Origin of the sequence: Mycobacterium persicum (assembly GCF_002086915.1) — a bacterium.
Lineage (GTDB): Bacteria > Actinomycetota > Actinomycetes > Mycobacteriales > Mycobacteriaceae > Mycobacterium > Mycobacterium persicum.
On record NZ_MWQA01000001.1, the window covers coordinates 2131409 to 2152631 of the forward strand.

Annotated in this window: 18 protein-coding genes; 6 read left to right on the forward strand and 12 right to left on the reverse strand. The window is 65.5% G+C overall.

All coding sequences use genetic code 11. The features are described 5' to 3' along the window. Positions 1–4: 4 nt before the first annotated feature. The 10 genes from B4U45_RS09510 to B4U45_RS09555 all read right to left on the reverse strand — a co-directional run bounded on the left by B4U45_RS09510 (position 5) and on the right by B4U45_RS09555 (position 12682). Positions 5–1708 (reverse strand): MCE family protein, encoded by a 1704-nt coding sequence (locus B4U45_RS09510; RefSeq protein ID WP_075548172.1) that lies wholly within the window; start codon positions 1706–1708, stop codon positions 5–7. Beyond that, positions 1709–3073, reverse strand: coding sequence for an MCE family protein (locus tag B4U45_RS09515; RefSeq protein WP_082275523.1), 1365 nt, complete (start codon positions 3071–3073; stop codon positions 1709–1711). After that, positions 3070–4479 (reverse strand): MCE family protein, encoded by a 1410-nt coding sequence (locus B4U45_RS09520; protein WP_082275527.1) that lies wholly within the window; start codon positions 4477–4479, stop codon positions 3070–3072. The genes B4U45_RS09515 and B4U45_RS09520 overlap by 4 nt, the downstream gene beginning before the upstream one ends. Next, the gene (locus tag B4U45_RS09525; RefSeq protein ID WP_075548173.1) at positions 4479–5600 is read right to left on the reverse strand and encodes an MCE family protein; all 1122 of its coding nucleotides are present in this window, start codon (positions 5598–5600) and stop codon (positions 4479–4481) included. The genes B4U45_RS09520 and B4U45_RS09525 overlap by 1 nt, the downstream gene beginning before the upstream one ends. Next, positions 5597–6637, reverse strand: coding sequence for an MCE family protein (locus B4U45_RS09530; protein WP_075548174.1), 1041 nt, complete (start codon positions 6635–6637; stop codon positions 5597–5599). The genes B4U45_RS09525 and B4U45_RS09530 overlap by 4 nt, the downstream gene beginning before the upstream one ends. Beyond that, the gene (locus tag B4U45_RS09535; protein WP_082275524.1) at positions 6634–7911 is read right to left on the reverse strand and encodes an MCE family protein; all 1278 of its coding nucleotides are present in this window, start codon (positions 7909–7911) and stop codon (positions 6634–6636) included. Before B4U45_RS09535 ends, B4U45_RS09530 begins: the two co-directional genes overlap by 4 nt. 11 nt (positions 7912–7922) lie before the next feature. Further along, complete coding sequence (locus tag B4U45_RS09540; RefSeq protein WP_023367609.1) at positions 7923–8768, reverse strand: ABC transporter permease; 846 nt, start codon at positions 8766–8768, stop codon at positions 7923–7925. Positions 8769–8794: 26 nt separating this feature from the next. After that, positions 8795–9601 (reverse strand): MlaE family ABC transporter permease, encoded by an 807-nt coding sequence (locus tag B4U45_RS09545; protein ID WP_075548175.1) that lies wholly within the window; start codon positions 9599–9601, stop codon positions 8795–8797. A 349-nt stretch (positions 9602–9950) separates the two neighbouring features. Beyond that, the gene (locus tag B4U45_RS09550; protein WP_075548176.1) at positions 9951–11156 is read right to left on the reverse strand and encodes a CaiB/BaiF CoA transferase family protein; all 1206 of its coding nucleotides are present in this window, start codon (positions 11154–11156) and stop codon (positions 9951–9953) included. Then, positions 11153–12682 (reverse strand): aldehyde dehydrogenase family protein, encoded by a 1530-nt coding sequence (locus B4U45_RS09555; protein WP_075548177.1) that lies wholly within the window; start codon positions 12680–12682, stop codon positions 11153–11155. Before B4U45_RS09555 ends, B4U45_RS09550 begins: the two co-directional genes overlap by 4 nt. Before the next feature lie 262 nt (positions 12683–12944). Here B4U45_RS09555 and B4U45_RS09560 point away from each other — a divergent pair, with 262 nt between their 5' ends. From B4U45_RS09560 to B4U45_RS09570, 3 genes are all read left to right on the forward strand, one after another. Beyond that, positions 12945–13646 carry an SDR family NAD(P)-dependent oxidoreductase gene (locus B4U45_RS09560; RefSeq protein ID WP_075548178.1) on the forward strand — a complete coding sequence of 234 codons (702 nt, stop codon included), beginning with the start codon at positions 12945–12947 and terminating at the stop codon, positions 13644–13646. Positions 13647–13664: 18 nt separating this feature from the next. Next, positions 13665–13862, forward strand: coding sequence for a ferredoxin (locus B4U45_RS09565; protein WP_075548179.1), 198 nt, complete (start codon positions 13665–13667; stop codon positions 13860–13862). A gap of 113 nt (positions 13863–13975) precedes the next feature. Continuing rightward, on the forward strand, positions 13976–15232 hold the full coding sequence (locus B4U45_RS09570; protein WP_371687262.1) for a cytochrome P450: 1257 nt from the start codon (positions 13976–13978) through the stop codon (positions 15230–15232). 81 nt (positions 15233–15313) lie between these two features. On the opposite strand, the gene B4U45_RS09575 is transcribed toward B4U45_RS09570, so the two are convergent. Continuing rightward, positions 15314–16489, reverse strand: a complete 1176-nt coding sequence (locus B4U45_RS09575; protein ID WP_075548181.1) for an acyl-CoA dehydrogenase family protein — start codon at positions 16487–16489, stop codon at positions 15314–15316. Further along, entirely contained in the window at positions 16473–17471 is a 999-nt protein-coding gene (locus B4U45_RS09580) for an acyl-CoA dehydrogenase family protein (protein WP_083155934.1), read from the reverse strand. The genes B4U45_RS09575 and B4U45_RS09580 overlap by 17 nt, the downstream gene beginning before the upstream one ends. A gap of 99 nt (positions 17472–17570) precedes the next feature. Between B4U45_RS09580 and B4U45_RS09585 the strand changes: the two genes are divergently transcribed. The 3 genes from B4U45_RS09585 to B4U45_RS09595 all read left to right on the forward strand — a co-directional run bounded on the left by B4U45_RS09585 (position 17571) and on the right by B4U45_RS09595 (position 20813). Next, a complete protein-coding gene (locus B4U45_RS09585) occupies positions 17571–18095 on the forward strand; it encodes a nuclear transport factor 2 family protein (RefSeq protein ID WP_075548183.1) in 525 nt (174 codons plus the stop codon). A 7-nt stretch (positions 18096–18102) separates the two neighbouring features. Continuing rightward, entirely contained in the window at positions 18103–19104 is a 1002-nt protein-coding gene (locus B4U45_RS09590; protein ID WP_075548184.1) for an NAD-dependent epimerase/dehydratase family protein, read from the forward strand. A gap of 155 nt (positions 19105–19259) precedes the next feature. After that, positions 19260–20813: a phospholipase C gene (locus B4U45_RS09595; protein WP_075548185.1), complete on the forward strand. Its 1554-nt coding sequence runs from the start codon at positions 19260–19262 to the stop codon at positions 20811–20813. Positions 20814–21223 lie beyond the last annotated feature (410 nt).

The window sequence follows — 21223 nt, forward strand, 5'->3', positions numbered from 1 at the left end:
CGAATCACGCCGCCAGGAGCAGATCCCTCCAGGTCTTGGGAGCCTTGACCAGGTCTGCCTGCCGATACAGCTGACCGTCCGGACCGACGTAGCGACCGGTGCGCGGGTCGTACTGCGCTACCGCCAAACCCGGGCTCACTCGAGAACCATTGTGGCCAAGGGCACTTGGTGCGGCCTGCGGCCCGCCAGCCGGCGCCGGGGGGGCGCCGTCCGGAACGTCCATCGGCGCGACGGGTGTCAGGTCCACCGGCGCCGGCGGCTGCAGGTTGGCCGGTGGCGGTACCGACGATCCCGGCGGTATCGGCGGTTGCCCCAGCGGCACCGGCGAGTTCGGCGGTCCCGGCGGCGTTCCCCGCGGCCCGGGCGATCCCGGTGGCAGCGGGGTACCCTCCACCGGTCCGAAAATCCGGTCGCGGTAGAAGTTGACCCGGTCATCGGGCGGGATACCCTGCGCGAGCAGGTTCGGATCCAGCGGATAGGTGCCGAAGACGTGCTGGCGCATCGCCAATGGCTCGAAAGGCTGGTCGCTATCACAGATTTCGACCGTCGGCGCGCGCTTGCCCGGGTGCTCGATGCACGGGTAGTTCCGGGCACCGCGAACCGAAATCGGTGAGTCCTGCGGCAGCTTGCAGTACAACCCGTCCGGGGTATCGATCGTCGTGGTGTCGGCCGGCGAGCGCCATTGGCTCGGCGGTAGGAACCCGACCGTGCAGCCGGGCGGATCGTCGACCAGAGCCGCGAAGTCGCCCTGGGCGTAGCCCGTCGGGTTTTTGGTGCCGACGAACGATTGGATCGCGGCAACGAACGGCGGCAGCAACACCAGTACCTGCTCGAGTGACGCGTGGTAGGTCACCGCGATCTGGCCGACGGTGGTCAGGTTGGCCAGGAGCACCGGCAGCGTCGGCTTGATCTGCTCGAGCAGTCGAGACGCCTCGTCAAATGCGCCGGGGCCTTGCTCCAGCAGGGTGCGGACCTGCGGGTCGTTGGTCACCAGTTGGCTGGAGACGCCGGCTAGGCTGCGCGCCCACAGCCGGATCGCGTCGGTGGTGTGCGCTTGCGAGTCCAGAACCGGCCCGGTGTCCTCGGTGAGGGTTCGGGTCCGGTCGGCGATCCCGTTGAGGTCACCGGAAACCTTTGCCGCCGAGTCGAACAACGATCCGAAATCGTAGCCCGCCCCGTTGAATCCCTTGAATGCCTCGTCGAGCAACGCGACGAGCTTGTCCTTGGGGATGCTGTCGATCAACGCACTGGTCTGATCCAGAACGGGGCCGATCGGCTGCGGAATGGTGGCCTGGCTCATCGGGATCACCGATCCGTTGTGCAGGTACGGCGGCGAGTCGGTGCGCGGCCGCAGATCCACGTACTGCTCGCCGACCGCTGAGATGCTGCGCACGTCGGCTTCCAGGTCCGCCGGGATTTTCGGCGAAGAGCCAAGCGACAGCGTGGCATTCGTGCACGGACTGCGTTTGGGCTCACTACAGTGCGACGTCAGCCCCACCGCGGTCACCTTGCCGACCTGCACCCCGCGGTAGGTCACGTTGCTGAACCGGTAGAGGCCGCCGGCCGCGGGCACTTCCAGGGTGACCGTAATCCGCCCGATGCCGAGCAGCGTCGGCGCCTGGATGTACATCAACACCATGACGGCCACACCGACGATGCCCACGATCGTGAAAATCGCCAGCTGGATTCGGACGAAGCGGGTCAGCATTTACGAGCCCCCATCCGGTGGCTGCGTGGCGGTCGGCGGCGTGCCCGGCACCTGCGGGCCGAATTCTGGTGTCGCCGGGCCCAGCTGCGGCCGCGGTGGTGGCGGCACCGGCGGCGGCGCGCCCGGCGGCGGCAACGGCAACGGCACCGCCGTTGCGGGCCCCGGCGCCGCCGTCGGCGTCAACGGCGCACCGACCGGTGGCGCCACCGGTCCTGGAGCCGACGGATTCCGCGGGTCGGGCGTGTACTGGTACTGCAGGTACTGCGGATCCCCGGGCGCCGGCACCAGCTCCGCGCCCAACCGTCCCCAATGGGTGCCCAGCAACAGCCCCTTGCGCAGCCGGGCGTTCGTCAGGTCGAGAACGAAAAACCCGTTGACGAAGTCACCGCGGATGGCTCGGTCGATGAGGTTCTGGGTGAACGGGTACGTCGGCGCGTAGGCGAGGGCGTCGTCGAGCTCCGGCCCGACGTCGGCAAGCGCACTGATGGTCGGCTCAAGGTTTTTCAGATTCGTCACCAGATCGCTGCCCGCATCGTTGACCAGCCGGGTGGCAGTGTCGCTGAACACCCTGAGTCTGTCCAACGCGGCCGTGATCCGCGGCCGCTCGCGGATCAGAACGTCCAGGGCGGGCGGCACCTTGTAGAGCGCCTGGGTGATGATGTCGCGCTGGCTGGCGAACGTGCCGGCAAGCCGGTTCAGTGCCTGGATCGACGCGACGATGTTGCCACGCTGTTGGTCGAGTGTTCCCACGAATCGGTCGAGGCGATCGATCAGGTCACGAACATCGGTTGCCCGGCCGGACAAGGCCGCGTTGAAATTGTGCACGATGTCGCCGATTTGGGTGAAGCCGCCCGAGTTGATCACGACCGACAATGACGACAACGTCTGTTCCGTAGACGGATACGTCGACGACTTGTCCAGCGGGACGGTGGCGCAGGGCGGCTGGGCGAGGTGCAGCCGGGCGCATTCGGCCGCCGGTTGCAACGTCCCTTCGCCCTGTTTTCCGGGCGGCGGATTGAGTTCCAGGTGCATGGATCCCAGCAGACTCGTCTGACCGACACTGGCAATCACGTTGGCGGGTATCACCACACCGTGCTTCACCGAGATCTCGACGTCGGCGTGCCAGCCCGTCACGCGCATCCTGCCGATGCTGCCCACCACGACGTCGTTGACCATCACCGGCGAATTCGACTCCATGGTACCGACATTGGCGATCTCGACGTGGTAGATGTCGGCGCCCGAGCCACGTCCGACCGCGCCCGGCAGCGGCAGCGAGTTCAGACCGTTGAATGCGCATCCGGTCACACTCAGCATGACCGCCGCACCCAGGGCCAGCACCCGACGGGCCAACACCCGGGCGGTCACGGCTGCGTTCCTTCGGCTGGGAGCAGGCCGGGTATCGGCGCCGGCGACGGCGGCGGCGACTCGCCCGGGTGGGTGGGCGCCGGCGGCTCCGGCATCGCCGCGCCCGGTATCCGTGCCGGCGGTCCGGGCGGGGGCGGATAGTCCGGCGTATCGCCGGGCAGCCCGGTATAGGCCGATACCGCCGGTGGCAGCTCGGGGGGTCCGGGCTTGGGGCCCTCGCCACCGGGCGCCAGCCGCGGCTCGGTGTAGACGATGTTTTGCGGGTCGGCTGACGACGCCAGGATCGGGTTGATCGGAATAGGCAGATAGTTCCAGTTGAACAGCAACAGCGGGTTGAACACTCGCAGTGCCGGACTCAGATACAGGCCGCACAGCTTGCCGGACTCGACGGCGGTGACGTTCTCGATGGCCCCGAGTTGCGAGCAGTACAGGTTCACCGAATTGGCCGTGTTGTTGACCGTGAATGCGCCGCGGATCGCCCCCATGTCGGGTTCGTAGTCGTTGTAGGCGTTGGCCAGTGCGTTCGGCGTGACATGCAGGATGTTCTTGAGAGCCATCTTGTTGTCGATCAGGATCTGGGTCAGGTCGGCCAATCGCGCAATCTGCTCCGAGGTCGGGTCACGGGTTTGCGCGATGAACCGTTGCACCTCACCGACGGCGCCGGCCAAATCGGTGAGCGCGGCGTCCAAGTCGGATTTATTGTCGTCGAGCACGCTGGTCAGCGTGGCCAGCTGGTTGTTGAACACCACCAGTTGCTGGTTGCTGTCGCGAAGGACCTTGACGAAGATCTGCAGATTCTTGATGATGTCGACGATGTTGCCGCTGCCGTCGGCCAAAATCCGCCCCACCCCGGACAGTTCGGCCAGGGTCTGCCGAAGCTTGTCGCCGTTGCCGCCCAGCGCGTTGGCGGCGCTGTCGATGAAGCGCGCCACCGAGGGCGTCGAGACTTTGCTGTTGGGTCCCAATTCCGTTGCCAGACGCATTAATTGGTCTTTGACCTCGTCCCACTCGACCGGTATCGCGGTCCGCTCGCGCGGTATCACGGCGCCGTCGAGCATGGTGGGACCGCTGGACCGGTAGGCCGGGGTGAGTTGGACGTAGCGGGCGGCGACCAGGTTTTGCGCGACGATCACCGCCTTGGCGTCCGCCGGAATGGGGACGTCGTGATCGACGTGCATGACCATCTTGGCCGTGGTGCCCTCCGGATGGATGGCGGTGATGGTGCCAACCTTGATCCCCGAGACCCGCACGTCGTCGCCCGGGTAGATCGCGGTGGTCTTGGTGAAGTAGGCGGTGATCGTCTTCGGGCGGAAGAACGTATTGCGCACGGCCACAGCGGCGCCGACGACGACCAGCGCTACCAACATGATCGCCAGCCCGGCCCGAAGCATGGTGCGGGTGATCATCACGACCCCCCGGGGAAGGGCGGAAGTCCGGGCACCCGGCAGTCCGGGCACGGTGGAATGGCGTTGGAGGGGAACGGGATCAGTGCTCGCGGGCCGGCGGTGTCCGGTGGCTGACCGGGCGCTCCGTAGGCTCGGAAGCCGAAGAAATAGTCGAAGAACGGCTGAAAGATCTCCATTACCAAGAAGTTCGGGACAAAAGCGGTGTAGTAGAACCCGTTGGAGATGGCCTCGCCCTGGGTGAGCTGATACTTGGCCAGGCCCGGCAGCGCCTGCGAGAGATTGTCGCGGTTCTTCTCCAGCATCGCGATCACCGAATTCAGCCTGGTCAACGTCGGCGCCAACGTGCTTTCGTTGTCGTGCACCAATCCGGTCAGCTGTTTGGCCACCGCGGAGGTGTTGGCCAGCAGTTGCACGATCTCCTGCCGGCGGGCCACCAGCACGGACAGCAGGCTGTTGGCGTCGAGGATCAGCGTGTTCACCTGCGCGCTGCGTTGCGAAAGGATCTTGGTGACATCGGCGGCGCCTTGTAAGAGGTCGCGCAGTGACTTGTTGCGGCCGTTGAGGGTTTGCGACAGCCGGGTCACCCCGTCGAAGGCCGGCCCCAATTGCGGGGCGATCTGGTCAAGCGTTGTCGAGAGCGTGTCCAGCGACTGGTTGAGCGTATCGGTATTGGTGCCGGCGACATCGGTCGTGAGATCGCTGAGGGCTTCGCTGAGCGAGTACGGCGAGGATGTGCGTGAAATCGGTATCACGTCCATGGGATGCAGCTTGCCGCTGCCCGCCGATTCCAGGGTGAGCACTCGCTGGCCCAGCAACGACCCCGTCCTGATGTGTGCGGTGGTGTCCGACCCGAGGAGCACCGACCCGTTGATGGTGAAGGTCACCAGGGCATCGCCGTTGTGCAAGGCCACATCCGAGACCGAGCCGACCTTCATCCCCGATATCGTCACGTCGTTGCCCTGGGCCAGGCCACCGGCTTCGGAGAACACCGCCTGGTATCTGACTGCGATGGCCCGCTGGATCAGCTGCTCGGGTGACAGTCCGACCGCGATGATCATGATCACCAGCACGATGCCGATGAATCCGGCCCGAACGAGACCGGCGCCGCGGTACTTGTTCATCGGTCTCCCTCATCGGGCTCCGCGCACCGCCCGGCTTCCTGGCGGTAGATGGGCGATACCACGGTCCGGTACTGCAGGTCGGAGACGCGAAGGCTCAGCTCGCAGAGGTAGTACGGAATCCAGGCGCCGTAGGAGCCCAGCCGCACCAGCTTGCGGTAGTTGTTGGGCAGCTTCGCCAACGAGACGTCGATCTTGTCCTTATCCTCGTCAAGCAGCGGCGCCAACCGGTTGAGCTGATCCACCGTGCCGGCCAGCGGTGGCCGGGCCCGGGTGAGCAGATCCGCGATCGACGCGGTTCCGCGGTCCAGGGCGTCGATCGCGGTGCCGATGGTATTGCGGTCGTCGGAAAACGCGGTGACGAGCCGCTGCAGCCGATCCAGCGCGGTGGAGAATTTGTCGCCGTCCTTGTCCAGCGTGGCGACCACCGTGTTGAGGTTGTCGATCAATTGCTGGACAGTTTCGTTGTTGTCGGCCAACGTGGTTGAGAACGACGACGTTTTCGACAGCAATGACTGCAGGGTGCCGCCCTCGCCCTGGAACACCTGTACCAGCGACGCGGTGAGCGCGTTGACGTCTTGCGGATTCAGGCCCTGGATAACCGGTTTCAGGCCACCCAGCAGCAGATCGAGGTCGAGCGCGGGCGCCGTCCGGTCGAGCGGAATCTCGCCGCCGGCGGGCAGCACCTTGGTGGATCCGGGACCGTCGACGAGCTCGAGATAGCGGTCGCCGACCAGGTTGAGGTAGCGGACGACGGCCCGGGTGCCGGTGGTGAGCACGACGCTGCGATCGGCGTCGAACTTCACCCGCACCCTTTTGTCGGGCAGCAGCGTGACGCTGTTGACGGTGCCCACCCGGATGCCCGCGACGCGTACTGTCTGTCCGGCCTTGAGTCGCGAGACATCGTTGAAGACAGCGGAATAACCATGCGTCGAACCGGTGCGGTATTGACCGAAAATGAAGAACAAGAACACCGTGAGCACCGTCATGATCACGGCGAAGATGCCGAACTTGATGATCATCGGGCGTGAGCTGCTCATCCGGGCTGCCCGATCTGCATGGTGTTGCGCGGCGGCCCGTCGAGCGGCCCGTACAGCAGCTGTTTGAGGGCATCCGAATTCAGCAGCAGGTGCGGGTTTCCGTACTGCCAGGGGTTGGCGCCCACGTCGGCGACCACGAACGGCGGAGCCACGTCAAAGGGCACCACCGGAAGGTCCCAGCACTGCGGGCCACCGGTTGCGGCCACCTTCGGCAAGTTGACCGGGTACCGATATCGTTCGGCGCCCCACTCGAAACCGACCAACACCAGCACGCCGGGGGTGGGCAGCGGCGGCGCGTGCAGATTCACCAATGACCCGGCCAGACCGCAATACAGCGCTTGGTGGTATTCGTTGGTCAGATTGGTGGTCGGCACCAGCAGATGCAGGACATCGGTGAGCGCTTGCCGGTTGCCGCCTATCACGTCGTTGCCCATATCGGCCAGACCGATCGAGCTGATCAAGAAGGCGTCCAGGTTTCGTTGCTCGTCGACAATCGTCTTGCTGATCCGGATGGCGTTGTCGGCCGTGGTGACCAGGTCTTGGGAGGCGTCGGCATAGGCATTGCTCACCGCCGGCAGCATCTCGAGATCGTGGCGCAGCGCGGGAAGACTCGGGTCCTGGGTGGCCAGGAAGTGATCGAGATCGGACAGCATCTGGCCGATCTCGTGGCCGCGGCCGTTCACCGCCGACGCGATGGCGCCCAGGGTCTCGTTCAGTTTCGCGGGATCGATGGAGTTCAGCACGGAGGTGAGTTGCTGGAATACCGTGTTGATTTCGACGGTGACGTGCTGGCCTTCGAGCACGTCACCGGCGCGCAGCGGCCGCGGCGACGGATTTTCCGGCGGCACCAGCTCGACGAACTTCGCGCCGAAGACGGTCGTCGACGCGATGTCGACAAGAACATTGGACGGGATGAGATGCATCTGCGACGGTTGCATGGCCAGCTGCAGCACCGCTTTGCCGTCCGGCCGGGATTCGATCGAGGCGACCTTGCCCACCTCCACCCCGCGCATCTTCACCTTGGCGTCGGGGTTCATCACCAGGCCGGCTCGCGGCGAAACCACGGTCACCGGCACGGTGTCGGTGAAAGAGCCCTGGAACAAACCCACCGCCACGGCGGCGATGCCGGACACCACGACGACGGTTGCCAAACCCGCCACGGGGCGGACGTAGGACCGCACACCGAAGTGCCGGCCGGGTGATGCCGCGACAGGTCTTGCGGCGCTGGCGGTTTCCGAACGGTGAAGCGGTCCCGGCCCGAGGTTCTTCGTCACTGTCGTATCCCCTAGCCCGACAAGTGGAAGTTGCCGTTGGAGCCGTAAATGGACAGCGACACCAGCAGTGTCACCGAGACGACCACGACCAGCGAGGTGCGCACCGCGTTACCGGTCGCAACCCCGACACCGGCCGGTCCGCCCGAGGCGAAATAACCAAAATAGGTATGGATCAACAAGATAGTCAGTGCCATCAGCACCGCCTGCAGGAACGACCACAACAGGTCGATCGGATTCAGGAACGTCGTGAAGTAGTGCTGATAGAGGCCACCCGATTGGCCGAACAAGACCACGGTGACAAATTGGCTGGCGAGGAAGGACAGGATCACCGCGATCGAATACAGCGGGGTGATCGCGAGCATCCCGGCGACAATCCTGGTGCTGACCAGATATGAAATCGGGCGGATCGCCATCGATTCCAGCGCATCGATCTCTTCGTTGATCCGCATCGCGCCCAGCTGGGCGGTCACGCCCGCGCCGAAGGTGGCGGCCAGCCCGATTCCCGCCACTACCGGCGCCGAAATGCGGACATTGATGAAGGCGGCCAGGAATCCGGTCAGCGCTTCGATGCCGATGTTGCCCAGCGAGCTGTAGCCCTGGACCGCTAGTGTTCCTCCCGCGGCCAGCGTCAAGAAGCCGACGATCACCAGGGTCCCGCCGATCATCGCCAAAGTTCCCGCGCCCATGCTGATTTCGGCGACAAGACGAACGATTTCCCGCCGGTAGTGGGTGGCAGCGAACGGAGCGCCGGCCAGCGCCTTGCCGTAGAACAACGTGTGATCGCCGATGCGGCTCAACGTGCCGACCGGTTTCTGGAGTTGTCGCGTCAGTCGCGGATAGGCTGCTCGCAGTGTCACAGCGTGTCCCTAGGCCTCCCCCTGCGTTATTTAGTTGACATCCGGATGCCGATAGCGGTGACAACAACGTTCACGACGAACAACGACATGAACGCGTACACCACGGTCTCGTTGACGGCGTTTCCGACGGCTTTGGCGCCCCCGCCGGATACCGTGAGCCCCCGGTAGCACGCAACCAGACCGGCGATCAGGCCGAAAAGCGCTGCCTTGACACAGGAAATGATCACCTCGGGCACCCCGGTCAACAAGGTGATGCCCGCGGCGAACGCACCGGGGTTGACATCTTGGACGAACACCGAAAAGACATAGCCGCCCAGGATGCCGATGATGACGACCAGACTGTTCAACAACAGCGCGACCAAGCCCGAGGCCAGCATGCGCGGGGTCACCAAGCGCTGCACGGGGTTGATACCCAGGACCTCCATCGCGTCGATCTCCTCACGGATCGTTCGCGAACCGAGGTCTGCGCACATCGCCGTCGCGCCCGCGCCGGCGACGATCAACACGGTCACCAGCGGACCGACTTGGGTGACCGCACCGAAAGCGGCCCCCGCACCGGACAAATCGGCCGCGCCCAGTTCCCGCAGCAGGATGTTGAGGGTGAAGCTGACCAGGACGGTGAAGGGGATGGCCACCAACAACGTCGGCGCCATCGAGACGCGCGCGACGAACCACGACTGCTCCAGGAACTCCCGCCACTGGAAGGGCCGCCGGAACACGAACTTGATGGCGTCCGCCGACATCGCGAACAGCCCCCCGACCGCCTGCATGGGTTTGGACCCGCGCCCAAACGTGATGCCCGGTGACCAGCGGTCTGCTCCCCTACCGGCCATCGGCCCCCGGCCATTCTCGCGCTATCCGGCCAGTTGTGTGGCCAATCAGGCTGCACGACAAGCTGACTCGGGCAGCGACGATCATCGGTTGCCCCCCAGAGGGCATGGGTTCGCCGTGAAGAGCGGCTACCGCCCTCACGCCAGTCCTCCGTTCCGTCGCGTGAGTTGGCGCTTGCAAGCAATGCCGGCCCGGCCCAGCCCCCACGTCTTGCAGCCTGTGGCGATTATGGCTCATGCCGCGCCCAGGTGTAACCGAAAACCGGTAACCATTATCCGGCAGGGCCGATCGGCTGCGAGGGCTTCGACAACGGCGGCATTCGGCATTGCGGGCTCGGGTCTCATCCGGATCTCAGGTGACGGCGCCGGCCGTTTTCAGTTCGATGATGCGATCCCAGTCCAGGCCGAGTTCCAACAAGATCTCGTCGGTCTGCTCGGCGAATCCGGGCGCCGGCCCGGTATGGGGCGCGGTGACGTCGAATTGCACCGGGTTGGCGACCAGCTCGAGTTGGCCGGCGCGCACCAGATACTCGTTCGCCCGGATTTGCGCGTCGTCGGCCGCTTGCAGGGTGTCCTGCACCGGCGCCCATGGTCCCGCGAGCGTCGCAAAGCGTTCGCTCCACTCGGCAAGCGTGCGGGTTGCGATCACTTTGGTCAAGATCTCGACGGCATCGGCGGTATTCGCGGCGATGGTCTCGACGGTCGCGAAGCGCGGATCGTCGGCCAATTCGGGCCGGTCGATGTGGCGGCACACGTCGGCCCAGAACTTGGTGGGCTGCATCATCACGAACGAGATGTAGCGACTATCCGATGTCGGATACAGCCCCACCAGAGGGTTGTTGGGCGCGCCGTGCACACCGGGTGGCGGCGCCTGCATTCGCTGACCCAAATGTCTTGTCAAGGCCACGGTGTGGCCCAGCGACCAGAATCCGCTGCCCAGTAACGATACGTCGACGACGGACGGTTCTCCGCTGCGCTCGCGCTTGAGCAACGCCGCCGCGATGCCGCCGGCGAGGTTGGTGCCGGAGATGGTGTCGCCATAGGCCGGGCCGGGCGGATTGATCATCCCCGCATAACCCATCGGAGTAACGGTGGCAGCGGTTCCGGCCCGGCACCAGAAGGCGGTCATGTCGTAGCCGCCTTTGGTCGCTTCCTCGCCGCGCGGGCCGAGCGCGCTGCCGCGGGCGTAGATGATCGACGGGTTCACCGCCCGAATGTCGTCGACGTCGATGCCGAACTTCTGCCGTGCGTCGGGCAGGAAGCTGGTGAGGAATACGTCGGAGCGCCGGGCCAGTTCGTAGAGCACGTCTTTGCCCTCGGGCACCGACATGTCCAGGCCGATACTGCGTTTGCCGCGGTTGGCGTGCTCGATGTTGGGGTTGGGGTCGCCCTCCACCCGCAGCATGCCGGTCTGCCGCAGGCCGCGCTGCGGGTCGCCGGTCACCGCGTGCTCGACTTTGACGACGTCGGCTCCCCATTCGGCGAGCACCGCGCCGGCCGACGGGACGAAGCCGTACATGGCGACCTCCAGGACGCGGATACCTTCGAGAGGGTTCATCCGCGCGCCCCCGGCGCCGCTCCGACCGGAACGGCAAAAGTCTTGAGTTCCAAGAACTCTTCCAGTCCAGCGACCCCCATCTCGCGGCCGACCCCGGACTGCTTGAAGCCGCCGAACGGGCTGTCGGCGCCGAAGTAGTTGCCGCCGTTGATGGAAAACGATCCGGTGCGGATCCGGCGGGCCACCGCCAGCGCGCGATCCTGGTCGCGGCTGAAGACCGCACCGGCCAAGCCGTAGATCGAGTTGTTGGCGATCCGCACGGCGTCATCATCGTCATCGAACCCGATCACGACGAGCACCGGACCGAACACCTCCTCCTGGGCGATCTCGCTGTCCGGGTCGACGTTGGTGAGCAGTGTCGGTGCGTAAAAGTAGCCGGGGTCCAGGCGCTTGCCCCCGGTGACCAGGGTCGCGCCGGCGGCGATGGCGCGCCGCACCATGCCGTCGACCTTGTCCCGCTGGCGGTCGTTGATCAGCGGTCCCAGGTAGGTTTTCGGGTCGGCCGGGTCGCCGTGGCGCACCTTGGCGAAGTTCTGCGCGATGAGTTCCACGATCTCGTCGTGGTGCTGTCGGGGCACTAATAGCCGCGATGTGAGTGCGCAGCCCTGGCCGGCGTGGGTGACCATGCTGAACGCCGCGAACATGGCCGCGTTGGCGAAGTCGGCGTCATCGAGCATGATCACCGCGGACTTGCCGCCCAACTCCAGAAAGACCCGCTTGACGGTCCCACTGGCCGCCGCCATGATCCGCCGCCCGACCGCCGTTGAGCCGGTGAAGGTGACCACGTCGACGTCGGGACTGGTGGTCAACAGCTCTCCGACGGCGACATCAGGGGAACTCAGCACGTTCACCACGCCGGCCGGGATGTCGGTGCATTCGGCAATCACCTCGCCCAGCGCTAGCGTGACCAGCGGGGTGTCCGGCGCGCCCTTGAGCACGACGGTGCAGCCGGCGGCCAGCGCCGGAGCCAGCTTGGCCAGCGCGAGCTGGTTGGGATAGTTGTAGGCGATGATCGCCGCGACCACGCCGGCGGCTTCCTTCTCCACCCAGCGGTGATGGCGCATCCCCCGCGATTCGGTGTCGCCGAGTTCTTCGGAGAACTGATAGCCGCGCAGCAGGTCGGCGTAATAGCGCACGATGCCGATCGGCTCGTCGAGCTGCGCTGCATGGGTCAGGGCGCGGGTGGCGCCGACCTCGGCGATCGTCAGCTCCCGCAACTCTGCGGCATGGTCGAGCAATGCCTGATGGAGTTGGTCGAGACAACTCGTGCGCAACTCGACGTCGGTCGACCAGGTGGTGGTGTCGAAGGCACGCCGGGCCGCCGCGACCGCTGCCTGGGCTTCCGCAACGCCGGCGTCGGGCGCATACCCCACAATCGCACCCGTGGCGGGGTTGATGGAGGCGAAGGTGGTATCGGTGGTGAGCAGCCGGCCGTCGATCAATAGCCGCCGGTCAGCCGGTGACTGACTCGGCCCGTCGGCCGTTCGCCCCTCGGCGATGGTTCCCGCGGTCTGCTGCGTCGGCATTGCGGCCCCCTCGGTGCGCTGACGGTCACGGTAATTTCATTCTCATCCTTCGCGAATCTTACATTCGCCGCATGAGAGTTCAAGAATGCACCGTGATCGGACCGACCTGCCGTGGTGCTAAGCAATCGCCCAGCGGTAACCCGATCGCAGCATTCGGCGCAGGCAGGAAGCGGTTTCGTGGCCGGCTTGCGGGTCGCTCGACCGCGAGAGTAGGGTTCTCATAATTGTAAGGGAGATTCTTGATGGTTGAGAGGTTGTGGGCATGAAGACCGCCGTCGTCACCGGCGGCGCGTCGGGCATCGGGCTGGCGATCGCCCGTCGACTGCGATCCGACGGTATCGACGTGGCCACCGTCGACCTCAAGCCCAGTGACGCCGAGCTCGCCTACACCGCCGACGTGACGGACCGCCCGCAGGTCGATGCCGCGCTGTCGGCGATCCGCGACCGACTGGGACCGGTCACGATTCTGGTCAACGCCGCCGGCCTGGACGGGTTCAAGCGGTTCGCCAACATCACCTTCGAGGACTGGCAGCGGGTGATCGACGTCAACCTCAACGGCGTCTTCCACACCATTCAGGCGGTGCTGCCCGACATGGTCGAGGCCGGGTGGGGACGGATCGTCAACATCTCGTCGTCGAGCACACATTCCGGCACCCCCTACATGGCGCACTACGTCGCGGCCAAATCCGCGGTCAACGGGCTCACCAAAACGCTGGCGCTCGAGTACGGGCCCAGCGGCATCACCGTCAACGCCATACCGCCCGGGTTCATCGATACCCCGATGCTGCGCAGGGCCGCCGAACAAGGGTTTCTCGGTGACATCGAAGAGAGCATCGCGCGAACCCCGGTGCGGCGGATGGGTAGGCCCGAAGACATCGCGGCGGCCTGCGCCTTTCTGGTGTCCGAGGAAGCCGGCTACATCACCGGCCAGCTCCTGGGCGTCAACGGCGGCCGGAACACCTGAGCCGGGAAGGAAGGCATCGTGAAGGTCTGGGTTGACCCCGAACGCTGCCAGGGCCACACCCTGTGCTCCATGATCGCCCCCGACTCCTTCCGGCTCAGCGACATCGACGGCACCTCGTCGGCGGTCAGCGAAGTGGTACCGGCCGACCAGCAGGACCAGGTGTGTGAAGCCGCGCGATCGTGTCCGGAGCAGGCCATCGTCATCACCGACGGGTAACACGGGTAAAGGGAGACAGCGGGTTGAGCGTCGCTGACCGCGAGAAACACCGGTACCACTTCGACCGGCACTCCGCGGAGTACCGGTCACGGTTCCAGGCGATCACCGAGGAGATGCACGCCAGGTGCCCGATGGCGTGGAGCGACACCTACGGCGGGCACTGGGTCGCCGCCGGCAGCCACGAAGTGTTCGAGCTCGCCCGCTGTCCCGCCGTCTCCAACGATCACGATGTCAACCACGAACGCCGTGGCTACCAGGGCATTTCGATTCCGACCGCCAGCCGGATCAACGGTGTGCGCGGCGGCATCCTGGAGATGGACGACCCCGAGCACCGCAGCTACCGCAACGTGCTCAACCCGTATCTGTCGCCGGCCGCCGTCAAGCGCTGGGTGCCGTTCGTCGACGACGTAACCCGCGCCTGCCTCGACCAGAGGATCGAACACGGCAGCATCGACTTCGTCGACGATCTGGCCAACGTCGTGCCCGCCGTTCTGACCTTGGCGCTCATGGGTATTCCGGTGCAGAACTGGAAGATGTACAGCGAGCCGACCCACGCCGCGGTGTATACCCCGGAGCACTCGCCGGACATCCAGCGGGTTACCGAGATGCACCGGCAGATGGGGCTCGACCTGGTCAACAACATGGTCGAGATTCGCAACCATCCGCGGCCCGGGGTGGTCAACGCCCTGCTCGAGATGCGCATCGACGGCCAGCCCGCTCCCAATCTGGAAATACTGGGCAATCTCGGATTGCTCATCGGTGGCGGCTTCGACACCACCACAGCGCTGACCGCCCATGCGCTGGAATGGCTTTCGGAAAACCCCGAACAGCGGCAGCTGCTCAGCAGGCAACGCGACACCCTGCTCGACTCGGCAACCGAGGAATTTCTGCGCTACTTCACCCCCGCTCCCGGCGACGGCCGGACATTCGCCGACGACGTCGAACTGGACGGGCTGCATTTCAAAGAGGGTGAGCGGCTGTGGATTTCGTGGGCGATGGCCAACCGCGACCCGGCGGTGTTCGCCGACGCCGACAAGGTCATTCTTGATCGTAAAGGCAACCGGCACTTCAGCTTCGGGATCGGTGTGCATCGTTGCATCGGATCCAACGTGGCGCGCACCGTGTTCAAGTCGATGCTGACCGCGGTCCTCGACCGGATGCCGGACTACCGTTGCGACTCTGGGGGCACCGTCCACTACGAGACCATCGGGGTCATCCAGGGGATGCGCAAGCTACCGGCCACTTTCACGCCCGGCCGCAGGATAGGTGCGGGCCTTGACGAAACTCTCGACAAGCTGCAACGCATCTGTGAGGAGCAGGAACTCGCCAGACCGGTCACCGAACGCAACGAGGCTGCGGTCATTTGGTGAGCCGCTGCTTCGGCGAGCAGCCGCAGAATCGCATTGCAGCGCCAGAATTCATGCGATTGTGTGTCTGCTCGGCAAAAGACGCTAGCCGCGGGGTAAGCCCAGCACTCGCTGGGCGATGATGTTGCGTTGGATTTCCGACGTGCCTCCGGCGATGGTCCCGGAAAAGCTGCGGGCGTAACGCTCGAACCAGCTGGCGAAATAGTGATCCAGGTTCATCGGCGCATACGGACCGGTCAGCGCGGGGTGCACCAGCCCGTCGGAGCCGGCGGCCGACAGGGCATGCTCGCACGCTTGCAGTTCGGCCTCCGAACCCAGCAACTTGAGCACCGAGATGGCGGCGGTGTCATCCTCGCCGCGAGCGGCGCGGGCCAGCGCCACCGAGCCCAATAGGCGCAGCGCCTGGTTGTCCATCACCATGGTGGCGTAGCGGTCGCGTTCGAGTTCCGTGCCGGGACTAAAGTCGGCCAGCAGATTGTCCAGCCGATCGGCGAAACCCAGCCACATCATGGTGCGCTCATGCCCCAGGGAGCCATTGGCCACCCGCCAGCCCTGGTTGAGCGGACCCACCAGGTTTTCCGCCGGCACCGACACATCGGTGAAGAACACCTCGTTGAAATCCAGGTCGTCGGCCGAGCAGATGGACGGAAACGGCCGGCGCACCACACCCGGGGTATCGGTCGGGATCAGTAATGCGCTGATGCCCTGGTGTTTTGGCGCATCCGGGTCGGTGCGCACGAACGTCAGCAACACGTCGGCGTCGTGGGCCCCGGAGGTCCACACCTTCTGCCCGTTGACCACGAAGTGGTCACCATCCAACACCGCCCGGGTGCGCAGCGACGCCAGGTCGGACCCGGCGCTGGGCTCGCTCATCCCCAGCGACGCGGTGATCTCGGCGCGCAGGATCGGCACCGCCCAGCGGTGTTTCTGCTCCGCGGTGCCGAATGACAACAGCGACGCGGCAACGATATTCACGCCCTGCGGGTTGAAACTGTGATAGATCCGCCGGCGGCACAGTTCCTCGAGGTGCACGAACTGCTGAACCACCGTCGCGTTGCGCCCCCCGAACTCCGGCGGCTGGCCGGGCAGCAGCCAGCCGTTGTCGAAGAGCAACCGCTGCCAGCGGCGCGCCCAGGCCGGCAGATGCGAGACCGAACGCGGCCGCTCGCCGGTTTCGCTTGCCGGAGGCAGGTTTTCGTCGAGGAAGGCCACGAACTGCGCCCGGAACGCCTCGACGTCGGGATCAAAAGTCAGCTGCACGGTACTCCTGCGCAATCTGGGCCCGATGTTCGGCCGCATCGCCGAGCATCAGTTCGCCGGCCTTGGCCCGCTTGAGCGCGAATTGCAGATCGTTCTCCCAGGTGAATCCCATTGCGCCGTGCAGCTGTAAGCCGTGGCGGAACACCAGCGACTGACACTCCCCCGCGCTGGCCTTGGCCATGGCGGCGGCCAGCCGCCGCCGCGAGTCGTCGGCGGCGATGGTCAGCGCGGCGAAGTAGGCCAGCGCTCGGGCCCGTTGCACCGCGACGTGCATGTCGGCGGCCTTGTGCTGCACCGCCTGAAACGACCCGATCGGCACCCCGAATTGGTGACGGCTGCGCACGTGGTCGAGCACCAGATCCAGGATGCGCTGGCAGGCGCCGACCATCGTGATGGCCATACCGGTCAGCGCAACGTGGCGCGCGCGTTCCCGGTCCACGGATACCCGGACAGCGTCGGGTACTCGAACCCGATCGAAGGACAGGTCGGCGATATGCAGCACCGGGTCGAACACAGACTCACGACGGGCCGAGACCTGACGGGCGTCCACGATGAACACCCCGGCGTCGGTCACCACCGCCAAGCGGTCGGCGCGATCGCCGTCGAGAACGTGGCGTGCCGTACCGTCGAGCACCCATCCGTCGGCGTCCCGGCGGGCGGTTACCCCGCTGTACACGGCGGTACCCGACTGGTGCGGGTCGAAGTGGTCCACGGCCAGCGGGGCGAACTGGCTCATCGTCGCCAGGAAGGGGGTGGGATCGGTGGCATGCCCCAACTCCTCCAACACGATCGCCAGCTCCACGGCGCCGGCCGGCTCGTTGAGCTCCGTCCAGCCGAGGTCGACATACACCTTCCATAGCGGGCTGGTGTCGACGCCGTCCTCAGCCACCGCGCGCACCAGCGACGGCGGGCACTGCTTGGCGACGACATCGCGCACGGTGTCCTGCCACAAGCGCTGATCGGCATCGAACTCCAACAGCATTCGGGCCGCCTCCTGTCGTCGCTATCATGCGAGAATACCATTCTCTGATACGGAATCAGTAATCTCGAAATCGGGCTATGAGGTGCATGAGGAGCTAGGATGTCCGCCATCGCAACGACACTGTGGGAGATCGAGGCGATCAAGCAACTCAAGGCCCGATACTGCCGATACCTGGACACCAAGCGCTGGGATGACTGGCGGCAGCTGTTCACCGACGACTTCGTCAGCGACACCTCGCAGTCGGGCGGGATGGTGATCCGCGGTGCCGACGAGTTCGTGTCCTACGTGCGCCACGCGCTGGGCAAGCCGTCGCGACCCACGGTGCATCAGGTGCACGCCCCCGAAATCACGCTGACGTCGCCGACGACCGCGACCGGGATCTGGGCGCTCGAGGACGTGGTGCGGTTGTGCCCGGGCGTCAATCTCAACGGGCGCGGTCACTACCACGAAACCTACGGGAAGCTCGACGGCAGTTGGCTGATCAAGTCCTCGACGCTGACCCGGCTGCGCGAGGATATCTTCAATCCTCTTTCCTCCGTGCGTATTTCGCCTCGGCTGCGGGACGCGGCGGCCTCGCTGGCGAGGCGGCTCGGCCGTGACGCGCTGGCACCCACCACCTTCTGAGGCGGCGATGGCCGGAACCACCAAACTAGTCATCGGGGCGAGCGGTTTCCTGGGCTCACATGTCACCCGCCAACTCGTCGCAGCAGGGCAGGACGTGCGGGTCATGGTGCGGCGCACCAGTGTCACCAAGGGCATCGACGACTTGTTGCAGACTGGCAAAGTCGAACGCTGTTACGGCGACATCTTCGACGACGCCGCGCTGCGAGTCGCCATGGCCGGCTGCGACGTCGTCTACTACTGCGTGGTGGATGCCCGGATGTGGCTGCGCGACCCCACTCCGTTGTTCCGCACCAATGTCGACGGGCTGCGGCATGTGCTCGACGCGGCCCTCGACGCACAGTTGCGCAAGTTCGTCTTCACCAGCAGCACCGGCACATTGGCAATCAGCGACCAGCGGCCCGTTACCGAGGAGGATCCGCACAACTGGAACGACGGCGGCGCCTACATCGAATCCCGGGTGGCCGCGGAGAACCTGGTCATGCACTACGTGCGCGAGAAGGGGTTACCGGCGGTCGCGATGTGTATCTCGACCACTTACGGTCCCGGCGACTGGGCCCCGACCCCGCATGGTTCGCTCATCGCGCGCGTGGCCACCGGACGGTTCCCGTTCTACCTCGGCTTCTCCGCCGAGGTGGTCGGTATCGAAGACGCCGCCAGCGCCATGCTTCTGGCGGCCGACCGCGGCCGCGTCGGCGAGCGCTACATCATTTCCGATCGTTATCTGAGCACCCGGGAAATCCACGAGATCGCGGCCCGCGCGGTGGGCATCCGCCCGCCGCACATCCCGATCCCGATGCCGGTCATGCGTACCGCGGCGCGCCTCAACGATCTGGCCGCCCGCCTGCTGCGTCGCGACCTTCGCTTCGCCTACGTCGGAGCGCGCATGGCAGAACTGATGTCGCCGCTGGATCACAGCAAAGCCGAACACGAACTGGGCTGGACACCGGAACCGGTGGAAGATTCCATCCGCAAGGCCGCCCGGTTTTTCGTCGCGAACTCAGCCGATTAGGCAGTCATCCAATTGCCGGCATGCCGCCTTTCGCGGCCCGGCAGATTTGCGCCTCAGCGCCCCAAACGCATTCGCCACGACACGCCCGCCGACATGTCACAGCAGATCGCCGCCGCAAAGATACAGTTCGCCCAACTGTGCGGAAGGACGTTGTGATGGGTGGAAACCCGGTTGACACAATGTCGCGCCGCGAGTTTTTTGCTAGAGCCGCCGCCACCACCAGTGCCGCCTCTCTCATATCGTTAACCGGACCGGTGATCGAAAAGGCTTACGGGGCCGGGCCGTGCTCGGGGCATTTGACCGACATCGAGCACATCGTGCTGTTGATGCAAGAAAACAGATCCTTCGATCACTACTACGGAACACTTTCCGGTATCGACGGATTCGATACCGCCTCGCCGCTGTTCCAGCAAAAGGGCTGGGACCCGCGGACGCAGTCGCTGGACCCCACCGGCACCACCCTCCCGTTTCGCTTCGACAGCACCAGGGCGCCTTTGCTCAACGGCGCGTGCATCAACGACCCCGACCATGATTGGGTCACGATGCACCAGTCGTGGAACGGCGGCGCGAACGACAACTGGCTGCCGGCGCAGGCGCGGACCCGCTCGCCGGCCAACACACCGGCGGCAATGGGCTATCACACCCGTCAAGACATCCCGATGCATTACCTGCTGGCCGACACCTTCACCGTGTGTGACCACTACTTCTGCTCGGTGCTGGGCCCTACCTCTCCCAACCGGTTGTATTGGCTGAGCGCCTGGATCGACCCCGCCGGCACCGACGGTGGGCCATCGGTGGAGACCGCTAATACCGCGCCGATCGGTGCCTACAGCTGGCGCATCATGCCGCAGAACCTCAGCGATGCCGGCATCAGCTGGAAGGTGTACAGCGACAAGTCATTAGGGCCCGCGATCAACACCTACGTGGGTTACGGCGAGATCGTGCAATGGTTCAAACAGGCCGCGGACCCGCGGTCGGACCTGGCTCGCTTCGGCGCCGTCCCGCGCTATCCGTGGGACTTCGCCGCCGACGTCAGGGCCAACCGGCTGCCGCAGGTCTCCTGGCTGGTTCCAAATATCCTTGTGTCCGAACATCCGGCGATGCCGGACGCGGGCGGTGCCGTAGTGATCGCGGATACGCTGCGAATCTTGTTGTCCAATCCGGCAGTCTGGGAAAAGACCGCGCTGATAGTCAGCTATGACGAAAACGGCGGCTTCTTCGACCATGTCGTGCCACCGACAGCTCCGCCGGGAACAGCCGGCGAATACCTTACGGTGCCCCACATCGGCAAGGTACCCGCTTCCGGCGGCATCCGCGGACCGATCGGCCTGGGTTTTCGCGTTCCCTGCCTGGTGATTTCACCGTTAAGCCGCGGCGGGCTGATGGTCCACGACGTCTTCGACCACACCTCACAACTTCGCTTGATCGAGAAGCGGTTCGGCGTGCCGGTGCCCAACCTCACCGCATGGCGCCGCAGCGTGACCGGCGACATGGCGTCGGCATTCAACTTCGCCGTCCCACCCAACCCGTCGCCACCCACGCTGAACCAATCCCGACGGGTGCTGCCGGAACTGGCGCAATGCGGCCTCGGTGTCGGAGCCGTAACGGGGGCTTTTCGCTTGAACCCTCCCTACCGGGTGCCCTACCCGCAGGCGATGCCCGGCCAGGAAACCGCTCCAGCCAGGGGCATCCCTAGCGGTCTGTGCTGATCCGCCGCGTCGTCGATACGGCTGCGGCCGAAGCGATTTCGGTGAATAGCACGCTTGAGGACCTGCCGATGTCGAGATTGCCGGCGAGCGGCGACGGCCAACCCCCACGTCATGTGCGCCGAGTTGGCGACCTCGACCTATTTCCGGCTTCGGCAGTCCGCGCAGGTGCCTTTGTTGGGTTGAGGGCGCACGGTGGCGACCAGTTTTGCGATTGCCCACGACAATCCGCTGTCTCTGACTGCTGGGTTTTGGTCGAGAGAGTTTTCGCAATCCGAATTTGCCTACACCAGTGCCCCACTCGACCTACTGACGAACTATTTGGTAGGCGAAGAGTCGAGGTAGCTCAATCCATCCGATCCGGAGCTGCCGTAGAGTCGCCCGGCGGTGCCGCCGGCGCCGCCCGCGGCACC